Consider the following 22,532-nt stretch of genomic DNA (forward strand, 5'->3'; position numbering starts at 1 on the left):
AGATCTGCCCGGCCTTTCCCCTTAAAGCCCTACATGAGGGGTCGAAAAGGGCGGGGCATGAAGCGAGCCGCGCGGGCCGCACCGGGGTCCGGTCCTGACGTCCGTACGGCCGCGCGGGTGTCCCGGAAACCGGCCGGGAAGCCCGGATGGGCCGCGCGGCGTCCCGGGGAGCGCCGCACGGCCGTACGGGTCAGAACCGGGTCAGGCCGGGACCGACGCCACGCCCGGCGGCAGGAACCGCGGCCGGGCGACGCCCTCGCGGTCCAGGTACGGCGTGATGCCGCCCAGGTGGAACGGCCAGCCGGCGCCCAGGATCATGCACAGGTCGATGTCCTGGGGCGCGGACACCACGCCCTCGTCGAGCATGATGCGGATCTCCTGCTCCAGGGCGCGCAGCGCGCGCAGCCGCACCTCCTCCGCGGTGGACGGGGAGGTGCCGCCCGCGAAGAAGGCGGCCGCCTCGGGGTCGGGCGTGAAGTCGGGCTTGAAGACGCCCGGCTTGCCCGCCGCCACCAGCCGGGCGAGGTTCTCCGACACGCCGAAGCGGTCGGGGAACGCCTGGTGCATGGTCTCGGCGACGTGCAGCGCGACGGCCGGGCCGACGAGCTGGAGCAGCGCGAACGGGCTCATCGGCAGGCCGAGGCCGTCCAGCGCGTGGTCGGCGGTCTCCAGCGGGGTGCCCTCGTCCACCGCGCCGATGACCTCGCCCATGAAGCGGGTCAGGATGCGGTTGACCACGAACGCGGGCGCGTCCTTGACCAGCACCGACGACTTCTTCAGCGTCCTGCCGACGGCGAAGGCGGTGGCCAGCGTCGCGTCGTCGGTCCTCGCGCCGCGGATGATCTCCAGCAGCGGCATCACGGCGACCGGGTTGAAGAAGTGGAAGCCCACCACCCGCTCGGGGTGCTCCAGCCTGGAGGCCATCTCGGTCAGCGAGAGCGAGGAGGTGTTGGTGGCCAGCACGCACTCGGCGGAGACGACCTGCTCCACCTCGGCGAACACCTGCTGCTTGACCTTCATGTCCTCGAAGACGGCCTCGATGACGAAGTCGGCGTCGGCGAACGCGTCCTTGGTCAGCGAGCCCGTCACCAGGCCCTTGAGCCGGTTGGCCTGGTCGGCGGAGACGCGGCCCTTGCCGAGCAGCTTGTCGATCTCGCCGTGGACGTAGCCGACGCCCTTGTCGAGGCGGGCCTGGTCGAGGTCGGTCAGCACGACCGGGACCTCCAGGCGGCGGGCGAACAGCAGCGCCATCTGGGAGGCCATCAGGCCCGCGCCGACGACGCCGACCTTGGTGACCTTGCGGGCCAGCGCCGCCTCCGGGGCCCCGGCGGGCCGCTTGGCGCGGCGCTGCACCAGGTCGAAGGAGTACAGGCCGGCGCGCAGCTCGTCGCCCATGAGGAGGTCGGCCAGGGCCTCGTCCTCGGCGGCGAAGCCCTCGTCGCGGGAGGCGGTGCGGGCCAGCTCGACCAGCTCCAGCGCCCGGTAGGGGGCGGGGGAGGCGCCGCGCAGCTTCATGTCGACGAGGAAGCGGGCGTCGGCGACGGGCTTGGCCCAGTCCTCGGCGGTGTGGTCGGTCCGCGAGACCGTCACCTCGCCGCGCAGTACCTTGGCGGCCCAGCGCAGCGACTCCTCCAGGAAGTCGGCGGGCTCGAACATCGCGTCGGCGACGCCGGCGGCGAAGGCGTCCCGGCCCTTGATCATCCGGTTCTGCGACAGCGGGTTCTCGATGATGAGCTTGAGCGCCGCGGCCGGGCCGATCAGGCGGGGCAGGAGCTGGGTGCCGCCCCAGCCGGGCACCAGGCCGAGGAAGCACTCGGGCAGGGCGACCGCGGGCACGCCGGAGGAGATCGTCCGGTAGGCGCAGTGCAGGGCGACCTCCAGGCCGCCGCCCATCGCCGCGCCGTTGACGAACGCGAACGACGGCACGCTCAGCTCGCCCAGGCGGCGGAACACCCGGTGCCCGAGCCTGCCGATCTCCAGCGCCTGGTCACGCTCGGCGACCAGCGCGGCGCCCTTGAGGTCGGCGCCGACGGCGAAGATGAACGGCTTGCCGGTGACGCCCACGGCCGCGAGGTCGGTGCGGGCCTCGACCGAGTCGAGGGCCTCGGCCAGGGAGGTGAGGCCGGCCGGGCCGAACGTGGACGGCTTGGTGTGGTCGAAGCCGTTGTCCAGCGTGATCAGCGCCATGGTGCCGGCGCCGTCGGGCAGCTCCACGTCGCGGACGATGGCGCGGGTGACGACCTCGTCGCTGAAGATTTCCCTGATGTCCGTCACTTCGCACCTTCCCAGGCGAGGTTCTCCCAGATGACCGTTCCGCCCATGCCCATGCCGACGCACATCGTGGTGACGCCGTACCGGACGTCGGGGCGCTCGCCGAACTCGCGGGCGAGCTGCGTCATCAGCCGCACGCCGGAGGAGGCCAGCGGGTGGCCGAAGGCGATGGCGCCGCCGTAGGGGTTGACCCGGGCGTCGTCGTCGGCGATGCCGAAGTGCTCCAGGAACGCCAGCACCTGTACGGCGAAGGCCTCGTTGATCTCGAAGAGCCCGATGTCGGAGATCGACAGCCCGGCCAGGCGCAGCGCCCGCTCGGTGGACGGGATCGGCCCGACGCCCATGACCTCGGGGTCCACGCCGGCGAAGGCGTAGGAGACCAGCCGCATCTTGGGGGTGAGGCCCAGCTCGGCGGCGGCGTCGGCGGCGGCCACGATGCAGCCGGTCGCGCCGTCGTTGATGCCGGAGGCGTTGCCCGCGGTGACCCGGCCGTGCGGGCGGAACGGGGTCTTCAGCGTCGCCAGGCCCTCCATGGTGGTGCCGGGGCGGGGCCCCTCGTCGGCGGTGGCCAGGCCCCAGCCCTTCTCGGCGGTCCGGACGGCGACCGGCACCAGGTCGGGCTGGATCCTGCCGTCGGCGTAGGCCTTGGCGACCTTCTCCTGGGAGGCGACGGCGAAGGCGTCGGCGCGCTCCTTGGAGATGGACGGGTAGCGGTCGTGCAGGTTCTCCGCGGTCATGCCCATGACCAGGGCGGAGCCGTCCACGAGCTTCTCGGACAGGAACCGTGGGTTGGGGTCGACGCCCTCGCCCATCGGGTGGCGGCCCATGTGCTCGACGCCGCCGGCGATGGCGACGTCGTAGGCGCCGAAGGCGATGCCGCCGGCGACCGTGGTCACCGCGGTCATCGCTCCGGCGCACATGCGGTCGATCGCGTAACCGGGGACGCTCTTGGGCAGCCCGGCCAGCACGGCGGCGGACCGGCCGATGGTCAGTCCCTGGTCGCCGATCTGGGTGGTGGCGGCGATGGCCACCTCGTCGACCCGCTCCGGCGGCAGGTTCGGGTTGCGCCGGATCAGCTCACGGATGACGCGGACGACCAGGTCGTCGGCGCGCGTCTCGGCATACAGGCCCTTGGGGCCCGACCTGCCGAACGGTGTGCGCACACCGTCGACGAATACGACGTCACGAGACGAAGGCACGGGTTCGCTCCTCGTTGCTGGGTAGCTTCACCCCCCATGCTACTCGTCGGTAACAACATCTCACACGACCCGCCCCCTCCGCATCTGCGGCAGACTGGGAAATCGTTTTCCTGGAGGTCGCGATGGTCACTCTCGAAGATGTCGCACGGCAGGCCGGCGTGTCGCTCGCCACGGCCTCGCGGGTGCTCAACGGCAGCACCCGCCAGGTGGGCGCGTCGCTGCGGGCCAAGGTGGAGCTGGCCGCCCACCAGCTCGGCTACCGGACCAACGTGGCGGCCCAGACGCTGGCCAGGGGCGCCAGCAACGTGATCGGCCTGGTGGTCCACGACCTCACCGACCCCTACTTCGCCGCGCTCGCCGACGGCGCGATGCGGGTGGCCGAGAGCCACGAGTTCATGGTCATGGTGGGCACGACGCACCGCGACCCCGAACGGGAGATCGCCTACGTCTCCACCCTGAACGCCCAGCGGGTCCGCGCCGTGCTGCTCACCGGGTCAAGGGTCGACGACGCCGGCGTGACCCGCAGGATGCGTCAGGAGCTCGACCGCTACCTGCAGACCGGCGGCCGGGTGGCCTGCGTCGGTCAGGAGGCGCTGGGCGTCGACACGGTGGTGCCGGGCAACCGCGAGGGCGCCGCCGACCTGGCGCGGGCCCTCGCCGGTCTGGGGCACCGCCGCTTCGCCGTGCTCGCCGGGCCCGAGCGGCTGCTCACCGCCCAGGACCGGCTGGCCGGGTTCGCCGGGGCGCTCGCCGAGCTGGGCCTGCCCGCCCCGCAGGTCGTCCACGGCTCCTTCGACCGCGACGGCGGTCACGCCGCGGCGGCCGAGGTGTCCGACGCCACCTGCGTGTTCGCGGTCAACGACGTGATGGCGGTGGGCGCGCTGGCGTCCTTCCGCGACCGGGGTGCCGGCGTGCCCGGCGACGTGTCGGTGGCCGGGTTCGACGACATCTCCACCCTGCGGGATCTGGTCCCGCAGCTGACCACCGTACGGCTGCCGCTGACGGACATGGGGGCGCGGGCGATGGAGCTGGCCCTCACGCCGCCCGGGGACGGCGCGGACGCCGGGCCCAGGATCGAGGCCGTGGCCGGCGAGGTCGTTCTCCGCGAGAGCACCCGCCGCCTCGGCTGAGCCGGCCCGCCCCGGCTCGGAGCGCCCCGGCCGTGCGCGCGGGCCGTCCCGCCACACGGACGGCGGGGCGGGCAGGGTGACGAGACGAAACCGGACGACAGGACGGCGGAACGGCTCGGGTGGCGGGACATGCCCGACGGCCGGACGACCATCGGCCTCCGGCCGTCCTCCGGGCCGGCCTCAGTCCTCGATCAGCTCGGCGAACCTCTCCTTCACCCGGGCCAGGATCTCGTCGGGGTCGGCGGCCCACACGTCGGCGTTGAAGATCTCCACCTCGATGTCCCCGGTGTAGCCCGCCTCGGCCACCGCACGGGTCAGCGGCGCGAAGTCGATCACGCCGTCGCCCATCACGCCCCGGCCGAGCAATACGTCGGCCGGGAGCGGATGCAGGTGGTCGCACACCTGGTAGGAGGCGATCCGCTCGCCCGCCCTGGCGATCTGCGCCAGGACCTGCGGGTCCCACCACACGTGGAAGGTGTCGACGACCACGCCGACCCGCTCCGCCGGGTACGGCCCGGCCAGGTCGAGCGCCTGCCCGAGGGTGGACAGCACCGCCCGGTCGGCGCAGTACATCGGGTGCAGCGGCTCCAGCGCCAGCCGTACCCCGCGTTCGGCGGCGTACGGGACCAGCTCGGCCAGCGCCCCGGCGACGCGCTCCCTGGCCCCGGCGAGGTCGCGGTCCACCGCGGGGGAGGGCTCGCCCGGCGTCACACCCGGCAGGCCGCCGACCACCATGACCAGGCACGCCGCGCCCAGCGTGGCGGCCTCGTCGATCGCCCGACGGTTGTCGTCGAGCGCCTCCCGGTCCCCGGAGGTCAGGAAGCCGCCCCGGCACAGCGACGACACCCGCAGGCCCGCGTCGGCCACCAGCTTCACGGTCTCGTCCAGCCCCTGCGCGGCGACGTCCTGCCGCCACAGGCCGATCGCCCCGACGCCGTGCCGTACGCAGCCCTCGACGGCCTCGGCCACCGACCACCGCCGGGTGGTCCACTGGTTCAGCGACAGGCGGCTCATCGTGTCGTCCCCTTCCGGGCCCCGGCCCGCGTCCGGCTCTTCCGCCCGCTCAGCATCCGTGCACCGCCAGCAGCGACCGCATCCGGTGGACGGCCAGCTCGGGGTCGGCCAGCAGCCCGGCCCGGTCGGCCAGGCGGAACACCTCGGCCAGGTGCGGCAGCGAGCGCGCCGCCTGGGCGCCGTTCACCATGGTGAAGGCGTCCTGGTGGCCGTTGAGCCAGGCCAGGAAGACGATGCCGGTCTTGTAGTGGTACGTCGGCGTCTCGAAGATCTTCCGGGAGAGCGGGACCGTCGGGCCCATGATCTCGTCGTAGCGGGCGGTGTCCCCGGCGTCGAGGGCGGCCAGGGCCGCCGCGGCGGCCGGGGCGATCGCGTCGAAGATCCCCAGCAGCGCGTGGCTGCCCGAGGCGATCAGCGACGGGTAGTTGAAGTCGTCGCCGGTGTAGAGCCGCACGCCCTCCGGCAGCGCCGCGCGCAGCGCCACCTCATGGCCGGCGTCCAGCAGCGAGACCTTGACGCCCTCGACCGCCGGCGCGTGCTCGCGGATCAGCTCCAGGAACGACGCGGTGGCCTCGGCGACGTCCCGCGAACCCCAGTAGCCCGCGAGGTTCGGGTCGAACATCTCGCCCAGCCAGTGCAGGATCACCGGGCGGTCGGCCTGCGACAGCAGCTTGCCGTAGACCGCGTGGTAGTCCTCCGGGCCCCGCGCGATCGCGGCGAGCTGCCGGCTGGTCATCAGGATCACGCCGGCCCCGGCCTCGCGGACGGTCTCGGCCTGCTCGGTGTAGGCGGCCGTGACCTCCTCCAGGGTCGCGGCGCCCGGCGCGTGGTCGGTGCCCGCGCCGCAGGCCACCAGCTCGGCCGGGTCACCGAGCTCCGCCGCCGCGGCGGCGCTGCGCCGGATCAGCTCGCGGGTGGCCGGCCAGTCCAGGCCCATGTTGCGCTGCGCGGTGTCCATCGCGTCGGCGACGCGCAGGCCGTACGACCACAGGTGGCGGCGGAAGCGCAGCGTGGCGTCCCAGTCGACGGCGGCGGGCGCGCCGGGGGTGTTGTCGCCGAGCGGGTCGGCCACCACGTGCGCGGCGGCGTAGACGACGCGGCCGCGCGGCGGGCCGGCGGGCCGCTCCCAGGCGACCGGCTCGCGCAGGGTGTGCCCCCCGCCGGGGAGGTCGATCCGCATCACCGCTCCATCGCCAGGCGGCGTCCCTCGGCGGAGGAGCGCAGGGCCAGCTCGGCGACGCGGACGCCGCGCGCGCCGGAGGCGAAGTCGTGCGGGAACGGCGCGTCCTCCAGCACGTGCCGGACGAACATCTCCCACTGGGTCTTGAAGCCGTTGTCGAACTCGGCGTTGTCCGGCACCTCCTGCCACTCGTCGCGGAACCGCGCCGTGACGGGCAGGTCGGGGTTCCAGACCGGCCTGGGGGTGGCCGCCCGGTGCTGGATCCGGCAGTTGCGCAGCCCCGCGACGGCGCTGCCGTGCGTGCCGTCCACCTGGAACTCCACCAGCTCGTCCCGGTTCACCCGGACGGTCCAGGAGGAGTTGATCTGGGCGACGACGCCGCCCTCCAGCTCGAAGACGCCGTAGGCGGCGTCGTCGGCGGTGGCGGGGTAGGTCTCGCCCCGCTCGTCCACCCTCTCGGGGACGTGGGTGACGGCGCGGGCGTAGACCGACTCGATCCGGCCGAACAGGTTCTCCAGCACGTAGGTCCAGTGCGGGAACATGTCCAGCACGATGCCGCCGCCGTCCTCGGCGCGGTAGTTCCACGACGGGCGCTGCGCGTCCTGCCAGTCTCCCTCGAAGACCCAGTAGCCGAACTCGCCGCGCACCGACAGGATCCGGCCGAAGAAGCCGCCGTCGATCAGCCGCCTGAGCTTGAGCAGGCCCGGCAGGAACAGCTTGTCCTGCACGACGCCGTTCCTGACGCCCCGGGCGGCGGCGGCCTCGGCCAGCGCCACGGCGTCGCCGTGGTTCTCGGCGGTCGGCTTCTCGGCGTAGACGTGCTTGCCGGCCTCGATCGCCGCCAGGACGGCCTTCACCCGGGCCTGGGTGACCTGGGCGTCGAAGTAGATCAGGTTGGAGTCGTCGGCGAGGGCGGCGTCGAGCTCGGTGGTCCACTCCTCGATGCCGTGGTCGGCGGCCAGCTTGGCCAGCTTGTCCGGGTTGCGGCCCACCAGCACCGGCCTGAGCCTCACCCGGCCGCCGTCGGACAGCGCCACGCCGCCCTGCTCGTTGATCGCCAGGACCGAGCGGACCAGATGCTGGCGGTAGCCCATGCGGCCGGTGACGCCGTTCATCACGACGCCGATGCTTCGGTGGGACATTCTTCTCCTGCCTCCTATGGAAAGCGCTTTCCGAATCACCGTACGGCAGCCGCTGCCTTCTCGGCAAGAATCCCCGAGGGGTTTTCCCGGTCACCCGTGGCGGGACGACACCTGACCAGAGAGGTGATGTCCACGGCCGGGGACCTCCCGGTCACCCGTGGCGGGGCACCACGCGGAAAAGCGCTCCGGACGCGCGGAGGCGTTCCGGAGCGCCCTCGCAGCCGGGCGTCCCGGCGGCGCTCAGTCCGTGCCCTTGGCCGAGAGCTCCGTCAGGGCCTTGGCGATGGGGGCCGCGGTCAGTTCGATCTGCCACTCCCGGGCGCCCAGCTCGCGCAGCCGGGACGCCACACCGTCCTCGTCTACGGGGGAGGGGGGCTCCCACGTCAGGCGGCGCACGGCGTCCGGCTGGATGAGGTTCTCCGCCGGCATGTGGTGTTCCTCGGACAGGGAGGTCACCACGGTCCGGGCGGCGGCCAGCCGCCTGGCGGCCAGGGGGTCGCGGTCCATCCACCGGTTGGCGGGCGGCGGCCCGTCACCCGGCGTGCTCGGCTGGGGGAGCTCCGACTCCGGCAGGGTGCGGGCCCTGCCGATCGCGGCCAGCCACTCGCGCAGGTGCTTGCGGGCGCTGCGGCCGGTGAACGGGGGGATCTCGGTGAGGGCCTTGGTGGTGCGGGGCAGTTCCAGGGCGGCGGTGACGATCGCGGAGTCGGGCAGCACCCGGCCCGGGGCGAGGTCGGCCTCGCGGGCGAACCCGTCGCGGAGCGTCCACAGCTCCCGGACCACGGCCAGCCCGCGCAGCGAGCGGACCTTGTGGATGCCGGAGGTGCGCCGCCAGGGGTCCGCGCGCGGCGCCGGGGCCCGGTGCGCCAGGACGGCGGCGAACTCCTCCTGCGCCCACGTCAGCTTTCCCGCCGTCTTCAGCTCCTCGTACAGCACGTCACGCAGCTCGACGAGGACCTCGACGTCGAGGGCGGCGTAGCGCAGCCAGTCCTCGGGCAGCGGACGGGTGGACCAGTCGGCCGCGGAGTAGCCCTTCTCCAGCCTGAGACCGAGGACGTTCTCCACCATCATGCCGAGCCCGACGCGCTCGTAGCCGAGAAGCCGGCCGGCGAGCTCGGTGTCGAACAGCGCGCGTGGCAGGAAGCCCAGCTCGGCCAGGCACGGCAGGTCCTGGGAGGCGGCGTGCAGCACCACCTCCGCGTCGGCCAGCGCCGCGTCCAGCTCCGACAGGTCGGGGCAGCGGATCGGGTCGATCAGCGCGCTGCCCGCACCCACCCGGCGCAGCTGCACCAGGTAGGCGCGGCCGCTGTAGCGGTAGCCGGAGGCCCGCTCGGCGTCCACCGCCACGGGGCCGGTGCCGGCGGCGAAGTCGCGCACCACGCGGGCGAGCCCGGCGGGCGTCTCGACGACGGGAGGTATCCCCTCCCTGGGCTCGAGCAGCGGAACGATGGTTGTCTCGTCGGTCACGTTCGAAAGGACTCCGGATCTTCGCGACGGCGCTGCGGCAGGGCCGCCACGCCGGGTGGCAGGGGTGGCATGCCCGCCGCCAGGCACATCAGGTCGCACCAGGCGGCGACGTGGCCGGAGAGGTCTTCCTCCAGCGGGGACCAGGAGGCCCGCAGCTCCAGCTCCGTGGTCACCGGATCCTCGGCCTTGTTGCCGAAGCCCTCCGACACCGCCCTGGTGACGGTGCCTCCGGCCGCGGCGTAGGCGGCGCCGTGGGCGTCGAGCGACTCGGTGAGCCAGCTCCACGCGACCGGGCCCAGCAGCGGATCCTCGGTGATCTCCGGCTCCATGTCGGCCCGGACGTAGGCGACGAGCCGGAACTGGCCGTCCCAGCCGCGCTGGCCGTCGGGGTCGAAGAGCATGATGAGGCGGCCGACGGCCAGCTCGTCGTCGTCGCGGTAGACGGACGCGCCGACGGCGGCCGAGTACGGGGCCAGCCGCTGCGGGGCCGGGATGTCCTCCAGCTCGATCTCCGGCCTGACCTCCGTGGGGCGCAGTGTGGCCGCCGCCCGCCGGAAGGCGGCGGGAGCGGGCGCGGCGTCACCGATGGTCATACCGGAAGCGTAGGTCGAAAGTGAACGCATGGGGACCATTGGGGTGGGTGTAGGAGCCATCGGAAGCGATCAAGCCGACGCCGCCGGAGGACGGGAGGCGCGGGAGACCCCGCCGCCGCGGGACCCGGCGGGTCCTGACGACCCGGGGAACGCCCGGGGCGCGAGGAACAGCGCGTGCCCGCACTCGACGCACGCCCACTCCGGGCACTCGCCGGGATCGTGCCCGTCGGGGCAGGGAGGTTGCTCGAAAACCCGGTCGCCGGCGCAGGAAGCACAGTGCTCATCGCGGTGTTCGAGTGAACGCCACGTTATGGACATCGTGGACATCGCACAGGCCTTTCGTCGGGTCGTGGTCCGACGTTGGCACGTCGCGCCGACATTTCCCCGCAACGTGCTCGGCGTGTCCCGAAAGTGGTGCCGGAATCGGTGCCGCGCGGTGACTTGGCGAACATTTGGAACAGCCGGGGGCCGGGCCAGGTTCGTCGATGGGAGGAACTGTACCTGGAAACATGATCGCTTCGTGCCGTCCGGGCGGCGGACCCGCCCTCCGGGCGCTTCCGACCGGCTCTCCACCGAGGGACGAAGAACCCAAACGGGTCGAACACTATCGTCATCATGACTTGAAAGTGCGTGGGCGTTGTTATAGATGATCTCAGCGAATAAATGACGATTTCGCCCTAGATCGCCCGCGGGTGGCCTGGGTGAACGGACCGGGACCCCGGCATGGCACCCTGGAAGGGTGAATCCCGAGCTTGCCGACTCTCCGTTCCTGCGCGCCTGCCACCGGCGTCCCGTCCCCCACACCCCCGTGTGGTTCATGCGTCAGGCCGGCCGCGCGCTGCCCGAGTACCGGGCCGTGCGCGAGGGGGTGCCGATGCTCACCGCGTGCGCCACCCCGGACCTCATCGTGGAGATCACGATGCAGCCGGTCCGCCGCTACGGCGTGGACGCGGCCGTCTTCTTCAGCGACATCGTGGTGCCGCTCAAGGCGATCGGGATCGACCTCGACATCAAGCCCGGCGTCGGCCCGGTGGTGGCCGACCCGATCCGGGACGCCGCCGCGATCGAGACGCTGCGCCCGCTGGAGCCCGGCGACGTCGCCTACGTCACCGAAGCCGTCCGGGCGCTGACCGGCGAGCTGGGCGCCACCCCGCTCATCGGCTTCGCGGGCGCGCCGTTCACCCTGGCCTCCTACCTCATCGAGGGCGGCCCCTCCAAGAGCCACGACCGCACCAAGGCGATGATGTACGGCGAGCCGCGGCTGTGGCACGCCCTGATGGACCGCCTGACCGGGATCACCCTCGGCTTCCTGCGCGTCCAGGCCGAGGCCGGCGCCTCGGCCGTCCAGCTGTTCGACTCCTGGGTGGGCGCGGTCGCCCCCGAGGACTACCGCGAGTTCGTCATGCCCTACACCCGCCGCATCTTCGCCGGCCTGACCGACCTGGACATCCCGCGCATCCACTTCGGGGTCGGCACCGGCGAGCTGCTCGGCCTGCTCGGCGAGGCCGGCGCCGACGTGGTCGGCGTCGACTGGCGGGTCCCGCTCGACGAGGCCGCCCGGCGCGTGGGACCGGGCAAGGCGCTGCAGGGCAACCTCGACCCGGCGGTCCTGTTCGCTCCCTGGGAGGTCATCGAGCGCCGCGCAGCCGACGTCCTGGCCCGCGGCGCCAAGGCCGAGGGCCACATCTTCAACCTCGGGCACGGCGTGCCGCCCGCCGCCGACCCCGGCCAGCTCACCCGCCTCACCGACTTCGTGCACGAGACGTCCGCCCGCTGACCCGCCCTACGTCTCCTCGACGGCCGCGGGCTCCTCTTCCCGCGGCGCGGGCGGCGGGATCGGACGGCGCTGACGGTTGCGGCGGGTACGGCGCAGCACGAACGCCACCACCAGCCAGATCAGCCCGGCCGCGATCGTCCAGGGCAGCAGCACGCCCAGCACGGTGAGGCCGATCTTCAGGGCCTCGACGAAGCTCCGCCAGCCCGTCCGCAGACCCCCGAGGAAGCCCGACGACTCGTCCTCCGGCTCGGGGACCACGACCTCGGGGCCGACCAGGTTCAGCGTCAGCGTCGCCATGCTCGTCTTGGCGGCGAGCGACCGCTGCCGGGCCTGGAGCGCCTCCAGCTCCGTCTCGCGGCTGGAGACCTCCCGCTCGATCTCCAGCACCTCGCCGATCTTGTCCGCCCGCTTCAGCAGGGCGCGCAGCGAGTCCAGCGACGCCTTCGCCGACCGCACCCGGCTGTCGACGTCGGCCACCTGCTCGGTGACGTCCTTGGTGTTCTGCTGCACCGACTCCCGCACGCCGAGCTCCTTGCCCAGGCGGTTCAGCACTCCGGGGTAGGCCGACGGCGGGACCTTGAAGACCAGGTTCGCGCTGCCCTGGTCGCCGTTGGAGGAGCCGGACCGCTCGGTGGCGAGGTAGCCGCCGGCGGTGTCGACGAGCGCGCGCGCCCGGTCCGACGCGGCGGCGACGTCCTTGACCCGGACCGTCAGCTCGGCGGTGTAGACGATCTGCCGGTCCTGGGGGATCGGGTTCACCTGCTCGGCCGGCGCTCCCGTGGCGGCCGCGCGGCTCCTCTCCGCGTCGCCCCCGGAGGCCGCCGAGTCGGCGCCGCCCTGGTCTGCTGAGACGGCCTGCGGCGCGGCGGGCGCGGCCTCGCCCGACGTCGAGTCCATCTGGGCGCGTTCACCGCTGCCGCACGCGGTCAGCGCCAACACCGCGGCCGCCAGCGCGATCGCCGGCCGTAAGCCGTACCGGAATCTGTTCATGTCCTGATTGACGGAGGTTTGTCCAACGCGGTTGGGTACGCGCGGTCACGATGGCGTCACGTTCTCCGCACCGCGCGATCACGGGGGTGGCGGATGCCGGGCCGCCCGCGGCGGGCGATACGGTCGACATCCATGGAACGCAAGCGTCACCACGTGGTGGTCGTCGGCGGGGGGATCGCGGGGCTCGCCGCGGCGTGGCATCTCGGGCGGGCCGGGGACCGCGTCGAGGTGACGGTGCTCGACGCCGCCCCGCGGGTCGGCGGCAAGCTCCTGACCGCCGAGGTCGCCGGGGTCCAGGTGGACGTCGGGGCCGAGGCGATGCTCGCCCGGCGGCCCGAGGGCAAGGAGTTGGCCCGGCTGGCCGGCCTGGGCGACGAACTGCGGGACCCCGGCACCACCCGGGGCGCCATCCTCACCCGCGGCACGCCCCGGCCGCTGCCCGCCGGACAGGTCATGGGCGTCCCCTCCGACCTGGGGGCGCTCGCCAGGTCGGGCATCCTGTCGCCGGGCGGCCTCGCGCGCGTGCCGCTGGACCTCGTGCTGCCCGCCACGCTCATCGACACCGACGTGTCGGTGGCCGCCTACATCCGCGCCCGGATGGGCGCCGAGGTGGTCGACCACCTGGTCGAGCCGCTGCTCGGCGGCGTCTACGCGGGCCGGGTCGAACGGCTCTCGCTGGACGCGACGATGCCGAAGATCGCCATGGCGGCCCGCTCGGAGCGATCGCTGCTCAACGCCGCCCGCCACATCGCCGCCGAGGCGCCGAAAGACGCCGGGCCCGTCTTCACCTCCCTGCGCGAGGGGATGGGCAGCCTGCCCGCGGCGGTCGCCGCCGCCTCCGGCGCGCGGGTGCGGACCGGCGTCACCGTGCGGGAGCTGCGGCGCACCGCAGACGGCTGGCGGCTGGTGACCGGGCCGGTGCCCGCGCCGGAGGTCGTCGAGGCCGACGCCGTGGTCCTCGCCGTCCCCGCCACCCCGGCGAGCCGCCTGCTGGCCGAGGAGGTCCCGGCGGCCGCCGCCGAGCTGGCCCGGATCGAGTACGCGAGCATGGCCATCGTCAGCCTGGCCTACCCGCGCGAGGCGTTCCCCCGGCTGCCCGAGGGGAGCGGCTACCTCGTCCCGGCGGCCGACCGCCGCCCGGTCAAGGCCGTCACGTTCAGCTCCGTCAAGTGGCCGCACCTGACCGAGACCGCCTCCGGGCTCGTCCTGCTGCGCTGCTCGATCGGCCGCCTGGGCGAGGAGGCGGTGCTCCAACGTGACGACACCGAGCTGGTGGCCCTGGCGACGGCCGAGATGGCCGAGGTCATGGGCGTGCGCGGGCTGCCGCTCGACTCCCGGGTGACCCGCTGGGGCGGCTCCCTGCCACAGTACGAGGTGGGCCACCTCGACCGGGTCGCCCGCATCCGCGCGGCCGTCGCCGACCGGCCCGGCCTGGCGCTGTGCGGCGCCGCCTACGACGGCGTCGGCATCCCGGCCGTCGTCTCCACCGCCCGTACGGCGGCGGCCCGGATCCTGGACCACCTGGACCCCACGGGAGAATGGCGGAAGGAGTCGTCGAAGGCACGCTGACCGGGCGGCCCGAGACGGCCGGCACGACGAACACGAACACGACGAACACGAAGAACACGTCGGGAACGACGAGGACGACGGAGCCCCGTGGGGCTCCCGGAGGGGTGAGGACGACGGACGGGAACCCGAGGCCCAAGGCGCGCGACCTGAACCAGGTGATCCGCTACACGATGTGGTCGGTGTTCAGGATGCGTGAGCGCTGCCCGGCGACCGGACGAGAGGGCATGGCCGAGGAGGTCGAGGCCCTCCTGGCGCAGGCGGCGGAGAAGGACGTGGTCACCCGCGGCCTGTACGACGTGGCAGGCTTCCGGGCCGACGCCGACTTCATGTTCTGGTGGCACGCGCCGACCCCGGAGGACCTTCAGGAGACCTACTCGCGCTTCCGCCGCACCGCCCTGGGGGAGCTGACCGAGCCGGTCTGGTCGGTCATGGCGCTGCACCGCCCGGCGGAGTTCAACAAGTCGCACATCCCGGCGTTCCTCGCCGAGGAGGAGCCCCGCGGGTACGTGAGCGTCTACCCGTTCGTCCGTTCCCTGGAGTGGTACCTCCTGGACGACGCCGACCGGCGCCGCATGCTCGCCGAGCACGGCCGGATGGCCCGCGACTACCCCGACGTGCGGGCCAACACCGTCTCCTGCTTCTCGCTGAACGACTACGAGTGGATGCTCGCCTTCGAGGCCGACGACCTGCACCGCATCGTCGACCTGATGCGCACCCTGCGCGGCGCCGAGGCCCGCAGGCACACCCGGGTGGAGATCCCCTTCTACACCGGCATCCGCAAGCCCGTCGGCGAACTGGTGGCGGCGCTGCCGTAGGCCGCGCCCGGCCCCGGTTCGGGGCCGTCCGATGCGGGACGCCCGGTGAATCCGGTGAAACGCTCGATTAGTTTCCCGGGCGTTGTCATACTCGGGGAAAACACCTGTCTATGTGAGGCCGAAGGTGAACATGGGCGCGGGTCTGGCACGGTCCACGGGGCGCGGGGGCGGACGCCGCAGAAGGCGGGCCCGGCCGCGGGTCCTGGAGATCTCGGTCGGGGCGACTGCGCTGGCGGTCGCGGTCCTGGCGCTGGGCCGCTCGATGCTCGCCGCGGACCCGCCGCCCGTCCCGGAGGCGCAGAAGCATCTCCTGGCCGCGCCGCAGCAGGGCGCCGGGGACGGCAGGGCGGTGGGCGTGCTGCCCGGCGGCAAGGCGGGCAGCGGCCACGGGTCCGGCGACGCGGCCAAGGCGGACGGGCCGTCCAAGCACAGCGATCCGAGGGCGTTCGCCTACTTCGCTGCGCACAAGGCGACGAAGCGGGTCAAGGACATCCGCGTCGTCGGCGGCTACCTGCGGATATACACCGACCTGCCGGACTCGGCGGACAACTCCAAGCAGGCGATCAAGCTGTGCGAGACCGGTCTCGACTATCTCGTGGGGGAGCTCGGCTCGGTGAACCCCGTCGTCTTCGTCCAGGCGAGGTTCGGCGAGAACGGCAATCCCGTCCTGGCCAACATCCTCGGCCCCGGCGACTCCGACTGCCGCGTCACCTACCCCAAGCCCGGCGGCTAGGCGCCCCGCCTCGCGGGGTTTCGCCGTACCGGGGGCCCGGTCGGGGAGCGGTGCCCACTCCGGCGGGGCCGCCCGCGCGGGACCGTCAGCCGTCGGCCGGCTCCAGCCGCAGTGACACGGAGTTGATGCAGTAGCGGTCGTCGGTGGGGGTGCCGTACCCCTCGCCGTGGAAGACGTGCCCGAGGTGTGAGTCGCAGGTGGCGCACCGGACCTCGACCCGGACCATGCCGAGCGAGCGGTCCTCGATGAGGGTCACCGCGTCCGACTTCGACGGCTCGTAGAAGCTCGGCCAGCCGCAGTGGCTCTCGAACTTGGTGTCGGACCGGAACAGCTCGGTGCCGCAGGCCCGGCAGCTGTAGACGCCCACGGTCTTGGTGTCGACGTACTCCCCGGTGAAGGGGCGCTCGGTGCCTGCCTGGCGGAGCACCTGGTACTCCTCGGGAGAGAGCTGGGCGCGCCACTCGGCGTCGCTCTTGACCACCTTGTCCATCCCCCCAGCCTATGCGGCGGGTGTTCCCGCCGGGACCACGTGCCCGCCGGGGTCGTGTGTCCGGAATGCCAGGAAAAAGATCTTTATGATGAAGCATCCATTTATGTCGGGTTTTGCGTCTTAGTAGATGTGGAGGGTTCTCCCTCCCGCTGAGGGGTCAGACCACCCGTCAGGCCGTCCATGGGCCAACAGGACGACCAGGTGGCCGTCGGCCGGACGACGCGCCAGCGTCCGGGCCGGTGAGCGGGCGGGTGGTCGCGCGGTCCGCCCCGTCGAGAGCCCGGTCCCGCCGCCGAGGTGACTCCGGGACGGACCGCCCGACCCCCTCTCGCGTGATCCGGGATGACCGGACGGGAACGGCGTGTTCTCCGGTGCCGGAATCGATGATCGCGGCTTTTGCTATGGTCTGCGGGATCGATCCATTCGGTTCCCGGGGGAGACCGCATGCCAACGATCCGGCCCTTACGCGCTGGGGACCCCAGCCATCTGGGCGGCTACCGCCTGCTCGGGTGCATCGGGCAGGGCGGGCAGGGCGTGGTCTACCTCGCCGAGTCGCCCTCGGGGGAGCGGGTGGCGGTCAAGGCGATCCATCCGGAGAAGGTCGCCGACCCCCGCGCGGTGGAACGTTTCCTCCGGGAGGTCCGGACGGCGGGCAGCGTCGCGGAGTTCAGCACGGTCAGGGTGCTGGACGCGGCGGTCGACCACGAGCGGCCCTACGTGGTCAGCGAGTACGTCGACGGTCCCTCCCTGGCGGAGATCGTCGAGGGGGAGGGGCCCTACGGCGCCGGGGCGCTGCACCGTCTGGCGGTGAGCACGGCCGCCGCGCTGGCCGCCATCCACCGCGCCGGAGTCGTCCACCGTGACTTCAAGCCGGGCAACGTCCTCATCGGCCCCGGCGGCCCGCAGGTGATCGACTTCGGCATCGCGCGTGCCCTGGACTCCGCGGCGTCGACCACCGGGGGGATCGGCACCCCCGCCTACATGTCGCCCGAACAGCTCTCCGGCGGCGACGTCGGCGCCGCGTCGGACGTCTTCGGCTGGGCCGGGACGATGGTCTACGCGGCCACGGGACGGCCCCCCTTCGGCCGTGACTTCCCCGCGGTGATGTACCGGATCCTGCAGGCGGACCCCGATCTCTCGGCGCTTCCCGCGGACCTCCGGCCGCTGATCGCCCGCTGCCTGGACAAGGACCCGGCCGCCAGACCCTCCGCCCGGGAACTGCTGATGGCCCTCGTCGGCGGCGATCCGGCCGCGGACCGGCTCCCGGAGCAGGCGACCGGTCCCGCCGGCGGATCCGTCCGGGACGAGCCGGTGCGGGAGGAGGCCGTCCGGCATGGATCCGTCCGGGACGAGCCGGTGCGGGAGGAGGCCGTCCGGCGCGCACCCATCCGGGAGGAACCTGTCCGGGAGGAACCCGCCCGGGACGGACCCGGGGAGCCGGAGACGGAGCCGTCGCGCCCTTCCCGCCGCCGACGCCCCCGAAGGACCATGTCCGGCGGGAAGGCCGCGCCGCTCCGCCTGCCGGCCGCGGCGGTCCTCGCCGCCTCGGTGGCGGGTGCGGTCTTCCTGTACGTGAACAGCCGGCCCGCCGGCGACTCGCCCGGAGACGGCGGGGCCGCCGCGGACTCCTCCCTGATCACCCTGGCGGGCTCCCGGCAGGCCGCCGAGAAGATCGTGGCGGAGTGGACGCCGGAGGCGCTGGAGGCGGCCGAGCCGTACGAGGGCGCCGTCGGATCCGAGTCGCGGGGGAGCGGCGCCGAAGAGGTGGAGACGGGTGATCCCGCAACGGTCCCCCCGTACGATCTGGAGCCGCTGCGGGGGGAGGAGAGACCCAGCTACATCGGGGCGTACGTCCCCCAGACGGTCGGCAAGGTGTTCTTCCGGGTGGGGAGGCTCCGCCACTGGTGTTCGGCCACCTCGGTGAACTCCGAGGCCGGCAACCTCCTGGTGACCGCGGGGCACTGCCTCTACGATCCGAAGCGGCGCGAGGCCGTCGCCTCACTGGTCTTCGTGCCGGCCTACTACCGGGGCAAGGCCCTCTTCGGGATCTACCCGGGCTCCTCCGCGGCCGTCCACCCGAAGTTCGTCGACGGCGGCGACCGCGGCCACGACTACGCGTTCGTCACCGTCTACGGCGCCGGCGGCAAGCGCCTGGCCGAGGCCGCCGGGGCGCAGGGGCTGGCGTGGAACGGATCACGTCGTGAGAAGGCCGACGTCTTCGGCTACCCGGAGGGGGCCCATCCCGACGGGACGCCCTCCCGCTCGGGTGACACCCCTTTCCGGTGCTTCGGTACCACTCCTCTGGACGCGTCCAGGGGTGCCGAACAGGCGCTGGGGTGTCCGATGGCCCCCGGCGCCGACGGCGGCCCGCTGATCACCCGGTACGACTCGGACCGCAAGACGGGATACGTCAGCGGCGTCATCTCGGCCTTCGCGGACGCCAACGGGAACGGCCGCTACGACCGGTCGGTGTCGCCGTACTTCGGGGAGGACGCCCGCCGGACCTACCTCCGGGTGGCCGGTCTGTCCACCGACTCGCTCTGAAGGGGGCCGGGCGGGGGGTCAGCGGCGGGAGCCGACGGCGAAGGCGATGTTCACCACGACGATCCCGAGCCAGACGAGGATCATCGGGCCCCCGCTCGCGCCGGTGATGGCGAAGGCGACCGTGCTGCCGACGCCGAGCACGATGGAGACGATCGCCAGGGCCAGTCGCTGCCCGGCGTCCACGCCCGGCCGGACCCCGGGGGCCTTCGGCTGCCGCTGCGGGACGCGGGCGGCGACCTGTTCCTCCACCCGCCGGTCGATCTCCTGGCCCATCTTGTCCAGGAACCCCTCGATGAGGGAGTCCTCGTACTCGGGACCCAGCTCCCGGCGGGCCTCGACGGCGGCGCGCAGCTCGTCACCGGTGGATGATCTCTTCTCCATGGAGCGAGATATATCGCTTATTTCACCCACTGTCCACGGGAGTCCGGCGTCCACGGGGCCCGGCACCTGCGGGGACCCGCCGCCCGCGGGAGCCCGCCGCCCGCCGGGGGCCGGCGGTCGACGGCACGGCGTCCGGGACGCGGCCCCTCAGCCCTCCCTGACGTACCGGGTGAGCAGGAACCCCTCGTCCTCCAGGACGTGGGCCAGGCGCAGCCGGGTCGACGAGGCCGGGCCATGGAGGATCCGGGCGGCGTCCCCGCCGATCATCAGCGGGCTCACCGTCAGGCACAGCTCGTCCACCAGGCCGGCCGCGGCGAGCTGGGCGTTGAGCCTCGCCCCGCCCTCGCACAGCACCCGCCCCAGGCCGCGCTCGCCCAACTCCCCGACCGCCAGGGCGAGGTCCACCCGCTCCCGGCCGGCGACGATCACCTCGGCGTGCCGGGCCGCCTCCTCGCGCCGGCCGCGGGGGGCCGCCTCGCAGGTGACGACGATGGTCCGCGCGTCCGGACCGGCCTCGGCGAAGAGGGGGCCCGACAGGTCCAGCTCCAGGCTCGCGGTGACCACCGCGATCGGCGGGGCGGCCGTACGGCCGGCGCGCAGCGCCTCCCACGACCTCCTGGGCTTCACCGGGCCGTACCCCTCGGCCCGTACGGTCGCCGCCCCGGCCAGGACGACGTCGGCCAGCCCGCGCAGCACCCCGAAGACCTTCCGGTCGCCCCGGCCGGACAGCCCGCCGGACAGCCCGTCCAGCCAGGTCCCGCCGTCGGCGCTGGCCACCATGTTGAGCCGGAGCCACCGGTCGCCGGGGTAGGCGTAGAGCTCCGCGAGCTCCGAGAGGCCGGGGTCGCGGAGCCCGGTGTCCCCGCCGGGGACGGGATGGATGAGACGCATCCCCCTACCCTGGCACACCCTCCGGGTCCCGGCGGTGGCGCAGGACCCGCACCGAGCGCGAGGTCACCGCGACCTTGGAGTCGGCCGGCCAGGACTCCCCGGCCGACCCGCCGGGCCGCTCCTCGGCGGTGTCCAGCACGGACTCCCACCGCCACCCGTATCGTCCCCCGGGGACGGTGAACGTCATGTCCTCGTGGTGGGCGTTGACCAGCAGCAGGAACGAGTCGTCGGTGATCCGCTCGCCGCGCGGACCCAGTTCGGTGATGGCGTCGCCGTTCAGGAAGACCGCGAGCGACTTGGCGTAACCCGTGTGCCAGTCGGAGGCCGTCATCTCCTCGCCCGACGGGGTGAGCCAGACGATGTCGCGTGTGCCGTCGTCGCCCGGACGGCCGTGGAAGAACCGGCGCCGCTGGAGGACGGGGTGCTCACGCCGCAGCCGCGACAGGCTCCGGACGAACTCCAGCAGGTCGCGCTCGCGCCCGGCGAGCGACCAGTCGACCCAGGAGACCTCGTTGTCCTGACAGTAGGCGTTGTTGTTGCCGCCCTGCGTGCGGCCGAACTCGTCTCCGGCGGTGAGCATCGGCACCCCCTGCGAGACGAACAGGGTGGTCAGGAAGTTACGGCGCTGGCGGCGGCGCAGGCGGTTGACCCCCTCGTCGTCCACCGGCCCCTCGGCGCCGCAGTTCCACGACCGGTTGTCGTCGGTGCCGTCGCGGTTGTTCTCGGCGTTGGCCTCGTTGTGCTTGCGGTCGTAGGAGACCAGGTCGTTCAGCGTGAACCCGTCGTGGCAGGTGACGAAGTTGATGGAGGCCACCGGGCGGCGCCCGGAGGAGGCGTACAGGTCGGCCGAGCCGGTCAGCCGGGAGGCGAACTCCGGCAGCGCCGAGCCGTTGCCCCGCCAGAAGTCGCGCACGGTGTCGCGGTACTTGCCGTTCCACTCCGTCCACAGCGGCGGGAAGTTGCCGACCTGGTAGCCGCCGGGGCCGACGTCCCACGGCTCGGCGATCAGCTTCACCTGGGAGATCACCGGGTCCTGCTGGATCAGGTCGAAGAACGCGCTCAGCCGGTCGACGTCGTGCAACTCCCGGGCCAGGGCGGCGGCCAGGTCGAACCGGAAGCCGTCCACGTGCATCTCCAGCACCCAGTAGCGCAGCGAGTCCATGATGAGCTGCAGCGCGTGCGGCGAGCGGACGTTGAGGGAGTTGCCGCAGCCGGTGTAGTCGAGGTGGTAGCGCCGGTCGCCGTCGTGCAGCCGGTAGTAGGCGGAGTTGTCGATGCCCCGGAAGCCCAGGGTGGGGCCCATGTGGTCGCCCTCGGCGGTGTGGTTGTAGACCACGTCGAGGATGACCTCGATCCCCGCCTCGTGCAGCGACCGCACCATCGCCTTGAACTCCATCACCTGCTCGCCGCGCCGGCCCGAGCAGGCGTAGGCGGCGTGCGGGGCGAGGTAGGCGATGGTGTTGTAGCCCCAGTAGTTCGTCAGGCCCCGGGCGACCATGGCGTGCTCGGGCACGAACTGGTGCACCGGCATCAGCTCGACCGCGGTGACGCCCAGGCTCCGCAGGTGCTCGACGACCGCGGGGTGGGCGAGCCCTGCGTAGGTGCCGCGCTGCTCGGCCGGGACGGCCGGGTGGCACATCGTCAGCCCGCGCACGTGCGCCTCGTAGATCACGGTCTGGTGGTACGGCGTGCGGGGCAGCCGGTCGTCGCCCCAGTCGAAGAACGGGTTGACCACCACGTTCTTCGGCATGAACGGGGCGCTGTCGTCGTCGTTACGCGCGGACGGGTCGGTGAAGGCGTAGGCGAACAGCGCCTCGTTCCACTCGACCTCGCCGTCGACGGCCTTGGCGTAGGGGTCGATGAGCAGCTTGGCGGGGTTGCAGCGGTGCCCCTGGGAGGGCTCGTAGGGGCCGTGGACGCGGTAGCCGTACCGCTGTCCGGGCATGACGCCCGGGAGGTAGCCGTGCCAGACGAAACCGTCGGCCTCGGGGAGGTCGATCCGCTCCTCGCGGCCGTCGTCGTCGAACAGGCACAGCTCTACCCGCTCGGCCACCTCGGAGAACAGGGAGAAGTTGGTCCCCGCACCGTCCCAGGTGGCACCGAGGGGGTACGGCTCTCCCGGCCAGATTTCGCGCATGTAGCCCTATTCTCCTCCAATCACACCCTCGTGTGCAGGGTGTCACGGACCCGTGTCCCATTCGCGCCACGAGAGAGGCATGAGGGGAGGCGGACGGCCACGCCGTCGTGGCCCGTCCTCGGCGGCGGCGCCGCGCCCACGGGGGGCTCCCCGGCCGCCCGTTCCTCGCCCCGGTGGGCGGCGGGCCCCGGCCGGGCCGCGGGGACCGG

At 73.1% G+C, this 22,532-nt stretch carries 18 protein-coding genes; 6 read left to right on the forward strand and 12 right to left on the reverse strand.

The features are described 5' to 3' along the window. Positions 1 to 201 precede the first annotated feature (201 nt). Together ACZ6W9_RS30005 and ACZ6W9_RS30010 are read right to left on the reverse strand one after the other, a co-directional pair. On the reverse strand, positions 202 to 2,274 hold the full coding sequence (locus ACZ6W9_RS30005; protein ID WP_470120736.1) for a 3-hydroxyacyl-CoA dehydrogenase NAD-binding domain-containing protein: 2,073 nt from the start codon (positions 2,272 to 2,274) through the stop codon (positions 202 to 204). After that, positions 2,271 to 3,470: a thiolase family protein gene (locus ACZ6W9_RS30010; RefSeq protein ID WP_389960489.1), complete on the reverse strand. Its 1,200-nt coding sequence runs from the start codon at positions 3,468 to 3,470 to the stop codon at positions 2,271 to 2,273. Before ACZ6W9_RS30010 ends, ACZ6W9_RS30005 begins: the two co-directional genes overlap by 4 nt. 122 nt (positions 3,471 to 3,592) lie before the next feature. Between ACZ6W9_RS30010 and ACZ6W9_RS30015 the strand changes: the two genes are divergently transcribed. Continuing rightward, positions 3,593 to 4,600: a LacI family DNA-binding transcriptional regulator gene (locus ACZ6W9_RS30015; protein ID WP_389960491.1), complete on the forward strand. Its 1,008-nt coding sequence runs from the start codon at positions 3,593 to 3,595 to the stop codon at positions 4,598 to 4,600. A gap of 180 nt (positions 4,601 to 4,780) precedes the next feature. On the opposite strand, the gene ACZ6W9_RS30020 is transcribed toward ACZ6W9_RS30015, so the two are convergent. The 5 genes from ACZ6W9_RS30020 to ACZ6W9_RS30040 all read right to left on the reverse strand — a co-directional run bounded on the left by ACZ6W9_RS30020 (position 4,781) and on the right by ACZ6W9_RS30040 (position 9,996). After that, complete coding sequence (locus ACZ6W9_RS30020; RefSeq protein WP_389960493.1) at positions 4,781 to 5,614, reverse strand: sugar phosphate isomerase/epimerase family protein; 834 nt, start codon at positions 5,612 to 5,614, stop codon at positions 4,781 to 4,783. Positions 5,615 to 5,663: 49 nt separating this feature from the next. After that, complete coding sequence (locus tag ACZ6W9_RS30025) at positions 5,664 to 6,794, reverse strand: dihydrodipicolinate synthase family protein (protein WP_470120739.1); 1,131 nt, start codon at positions 6,792 to 6,794, stop codon at positions 5,664 to 5,666. Next, positions 6,794 to 7,936 carry a Gfo/Idh/MocA family protein gene (locus ACZ6W9_RS30030; protein WP_470120741.1) on the reverse strand — a complete coding sequence of 381 codons (1,143 nt, stop codon included), beginning with the start codon at positions 7,934 to 7,936 and terminating at the stop codon, positions 6,794 to 6,796. The genes ACZ6W9_RS30025 and ACZ6W9_RS30030 overlap by 1 nt, the downstream gene beginning before the upstream one ends. 240 nt (positions 7,937 to 8,176) lie before the next feature. Then, positions 8,177 to 9,403: an HRDC domain-containing protein gene (locus ACZ6W9_RS30035; protein ID WP_470120743.1), complete on the reverse strand. Its 1,227-nt coding sequence runs from the start codon at positions 9,401 to 9,403 to the stop codon at positions 8,177 to 8,179. Further along, on the reverse strand, positions 9,400 to 9,996 hold the full coding sequence (locus ACZ6W9_RS30040; protein ID WP_389960501.1) for a DUF3000 domain-containing protein: 597 nt from the start codon (positions 9,994 to 9,996) through the stop codon (positions 9,400 to 9,402). The genes ACZ6W9_RS30035 and ACZ6W9_RS30040 overlap by 4 nt, the downstream gene beginning before the upstream one ends. Positions 9,997 to 10,735: 739 nt before the next feature. On the opposite strand from ACZ6W9_RS30040, the gene hemE reads away from it, so the two are divergent. Further along, positions 10,736 to 11,773 carry a uroporphyrinogen decarboxylase gene (gene hemE, locus ACZ6W9_RS30045; protein WP_389960503.1) on the forward strand — a complete coding sequence of 346 codons (1,038 nt, stop codon included), beginning with the start codon at positions 10,736 to 10,738 and terminating at the stop codon, positions 11,771 to 11,773. Positions 11,774 to 11,779: 6 nt separating this feature from the next. On the opposite strand, the gene ACZ6W9_RS30050 is transcribed toward hemE, so the two are convergent. Continuing rightward, positions 11,780 to 12,763 carry a DUF4349 domain-containing protein gene (locus ACZ6W9_RS30050; RefSeq protein WP_389960505.1) on the reverse strand — a complete coding sequence of 328 codons (984 nt, stop codon included), beginning with the start codon at positions 12,761 to 12,763 and terminating at the stop codon, positions 11,780 to 11,782. Between the two features lie 132 nt (positions 12,764 to 12,895). Between ACZ6W9_RS30050 and hemG the strand changes: the two genes are divergently transcribed. From hemG to ACZ6W9_RS30065, 3 genes are all read left to right on the forward strand, one after another. Then, positions 12,896 to 14,332 (forward strand): protoporphyrinogen oxidase, encoded by a 1,437-nt coding sequence (gene hemG / locus ACZ6W9_RS30055; protein WP_389960507.1) that lies wholly within the window; start codon positions 12,896 to 12,898, stop codon positions 14,330 to 14,332. Between the two features lie 104 nt (positions 14,333 to 14,436). Then, positions 14,437 to 15,147 (forward strand): hydrogen peroxide-dependent heme synthase, encoded by a 711-nt coding sequence (gene hemQ / locus ACZ6W9_RS30060; RefSeq protein WP_362929785.1) that lies wholly within the window; start codon positions 14,437 to 14,439, stop codon positions 15,145 to 15,147. Positions 15,148 to 15,259: 112 nt separating this feature from the next. Next, positions 15,260 to 15,880: a hypothetical protein gene (locus ACZ6W9_RS30065; RefSeq protein WP_389960509.1), complete on the forward strand. Its 621-nt coding sequence runs from the start codon at positions 15,260 to 15,262 to the stop codon at positions 15,878 to 15,880. An 85-nt stretch (positions 15,881 to 15,965) separates the two neighbouring features. Here the strand turns inward: ACZ6W9_RS30065 and msrB are convergent, their stop codons facing one another. Continuing rightward, the gene (gene msrB, locus ACZ6W9_RS30070; RefSeq protein WP_362929777.1) at positions 15,966 to 16,370 is read right to left on the reverse strand and encodes a peptide-methionine (R)-S-oxide reductase MsrB; all 405 of its coding nucleotides are present in this window, start codon (positions 16,368 to 16,370) and stop codon (positions 15,966 to 15,968) included. A gap of 444 nt (positions 16,371 to 16,814) precedes the next feature. Between msrB and ACZ6W9_RS30075 the strand changes: the two genes are divergently transcribed. Continuing rightward, the gene (locus tag ACZ6W9_RS30075) at positions 16,815 to 18,914 is read left to right on the forward strand and encodes a protein kinase domain-containing protein (protein WP_470120747.1); all 2,100 of its coding nucleotides are present in this window, start codon (positions 16,815 to 16,817) and stop codon (positions 18,912 to 18,914) included. Between the two features lie 18 nt (positions 18,915 to 18,932). Here ACZ6W9_RS30075 and ACZ6W9_RS30080 read toward each other — a convergent pair whose 3' ends face one another. From ACZ6W9_RS30080 to glgX, 3 genes are all read right to left on the reverse strand, one after another. Continuing rightward, positions 18,933 to 19,295, reverse strand: a complete 363-nt coding sequence (locus tag ACZ6W9_RS30080) for a hypothetical protein (protein ID WP_389960514.1) — start codon at positions 19,293 to 19,295, stop codon at positions 18,933 to 18,935. 147 nt (positions 19,296 to 19,442) lie between these two features. Further along, positions 19,443 to 20,186, reverse strand: a complete 744-nt coding sequence (locus ACZ6W9_RS30085) for a pyrimidine reductase family protein (protein WP_470120749.1) — start codon at positions 20,184 to 20,186, stop codon at positions 19,443 to 19,445. Positions 20,187 to 20,190: 4 nt separating this feature from the next. After that, positions 20,191 to 22,323 (reverse strand): glycogen debranching protein GlgX, encoded by a 2,133-nt coding sequence (gene glgX, locus ACZ6W9_RS30090; protein ID WP_470120751.1) that lies wholly within the window; start codon positions 22,321 to 22,323, stop codon positions 20,191 to 20,193. Positions 22,324 to 22,532 lie beyond the last annotated feature (209 nt).

This window comes from Streptosporangium sp. NPDC053982 (assembly GCF_055585205.1).

Excerpts from the sequence above, each read along its gene's own strand:
- ACZ6W9_RS30020 (WP_389960493.1), bottom strand. The coding sequence starts at position 5,614 with ATGAGCCGCCTGTCGCTGAACCAGTGGACCACCCGGCGGTGGTCGGTG.
- hemG (WP_389960507.1), top strand. The coding sequence starts at position 12,896 with ATGGAACGCAAGCGTCACCACGTGGTGGTCGTCGGCGGGGGGATCGCG.
- ACZ6W9_RS30050 (WP_389960505.1), bottom strand. The coding sequence starts at position 12,763 with ATGAACAGATTCCGGTACGGCTTACGGCCGGCGATCGCGCTGGCGGCC.
- ACZ6W9_RS30030 (WP_470120741.1), bottom strand. The coding sequence starts at position 7,936 with ATGTCCCACCGAAGCATCGGCGTCGTGATGAACGGCGTCACCGGCCGC.
- glgX (WP_470120751.1), bottom strand. The coding sequence starts at position 22,323 with ATGCGCGAAATCTGGCCGGGAGAGCCGTACCCCCTCGGTGCCACCTGG.
- ACZ6W9_RS30075 (WP_470120747.1), top strand. The coding sequence starts at position 16,815 with ATGCCAACGATCCGGCCCTTACGCGCTGGGGACCCCAGCCATCTGGGC.
- ACZ6W9_RS30085 (WP_470120749.1), bottom strand. The coding sequence starts at position 20,186 with ATGCGTCTCATCCATCCCGTCCCCGGCGGGGACACCGGGCTCCGCGAC.
- ACZ6W9_RS30015 (WP_389960491.1), top strand. The coding sequence starts at position 3,593 with ATGGTCACTCTCGAAGATGTCGCACGGCAGGCCGGCGTGTCGCTCGCC.
- ACZ6W9_RS30040 (WP_389960501.1), bottom strand. The coding sequence starts at position 9,996 with ATGACCATCGGTGACGCCGCGCCCGCTCCCGCCGCCTTCCGGCGGGCG.
- ACZ6W9_RS30025 (WP_470120739.1), bottom strand. The coding sequence starts at position 6,794 with ATGCGGATCGACCTCCCCGGCGGGGGGCACACCCTGCGCGAGCCGGTC.
- msrB (WP_362929777.1), bottom strand. The coding sequence starts at position 16,370 with ATGGACAAGGTGGTCAAGAGCGACGCCGAGTGGCGCGCCCAGCTCTCT.
- ACZ6W9_RS30080 (WP_389960514.1), bottom strand. The coding sequence starts at position 19,295 with ATGGAGAAGAGATCATCCACCGGTGACGAGCTGCGCGCCGCCGTCGAG.